This is a genomic window from Vreelandella olivaria, from assembly GCF_023507745.1.
In the GTDB taxonomy this organism is placed as follows: Bacteria; Pseudomonadota; Gammaproteobacteria; order Pseudomonadales; family Halomonadaceae; genus Vreelandella; species Vreelandella olivaria_A.
Map to the genome: position 1 here is coordinate 1 of NZ_JALPZO010000010.1, position 1,131 is coordinate 1,131.

Annotated in this window: 1 pseudogene; it reads right to left on the reverse strand. The window is 56.9% G+C overall.

Going from position 1 to position 1,131, the window contains the following annotated elements:
• Positions 1 to 1,021 (reverse strand): annotated as a pseudogene (locus HP566_RS00825) (RNB domain-containing ribonuclease); the annotation flags it as partial.
• Between the last annotated feature and the right edge of the window lie 110 nt (positions 1,022 to 1,131).

Below are 1,131 nucleotides of genomic sequence, written 5' to 3' on the forward strand. Positions count from 1 at the left end.
TCCCGCAGGGCATGGAGCTGCTCAGCAATATCCTCAGCCGGTGCCCAGTCACCCTGGCCTTCAATCCAGTCGGATACGCGGTCATAAACCAGCTTGGCGTGGGATTTTACATTGGCGGCAAAGAAACGATAGTCGCCCAGGCTACCGTCGGCATTGATGGACAAGCCATGGCAGGGCGCTCTTGGCCTTCCCAGAGTGAGCACAGGTCGTCTGCCAACTGCTCTGGTAGCATGGTGACGTTCTGGCCCGGCAGGTAGACCGTAAAGGCGCGGGTGCGTGCTTCCAGGTCAGCCGCATGACCCTCTTCCACATAGGCGGTGGGGTCGGCAATCGCCACGCTAAGCTGCCAGCCGCCTTCAGGGCGGGCGACGATATGCAGAGCATCATCCATGTCGCGGGTTTTTTCGCTGTCGATAGTGAAGAAAGGCTGTGCCGTGAGATCTTCACGAGACAAGCCTTCATCGTGTAGTGGCCACTCGCTGCCTGCGTCAGGGCACTCCTGCTCCAGCGCATGGCGGGCAAGGGTAACGCGCCAGGGCACAGCAGGGTCATCGGCTTTGGCGACTAACTCATCAATCTGGCTAAAGAAACCACGGTCATTCTCTTTCAGTGGGTGGCGTACCAGTCGCGCCACTACCCAATCGCCATCGGCAATCGTATCTTCGTCCAGGCTATTCTTAATGCGTGCTTTCAGCACGTTACGAATCGAAGGGTGATCCGGCACCACCGCCAGGCGGCCTTCGCGCTTTTGTACGCGGGCAACGAAGCGGTCTAAACCGGCTTCAATCAGCTTTTCAGGCTCAACGGACTTTTTGTCACCGTTTTCGTGGATCACGGCTTCAACGCGGTCGCCGTGCAGCACCTGCTTCATGGCAGGCGGCGGCACGAAATAGGATTCTCCGCTGTCGGTTTCAAGAAACCCAAAACCTTTTTCGGTAGCTTTGATCACCCCTTCGGCGCGCGGGGTGGTTTCACGAATCTGTTGCTTGAGCTGGGCAAGCAGGGAGTTATTTTGAAGCATGTGTTCAATCAGTTGGCGAGAGTAGGCTGTCACTATACGGATTCCCAAAGGCTGCGCCAATTATCCCACCATGGGAAGTTGGCCCTATCTTGGCAAGTCAATGACTTACC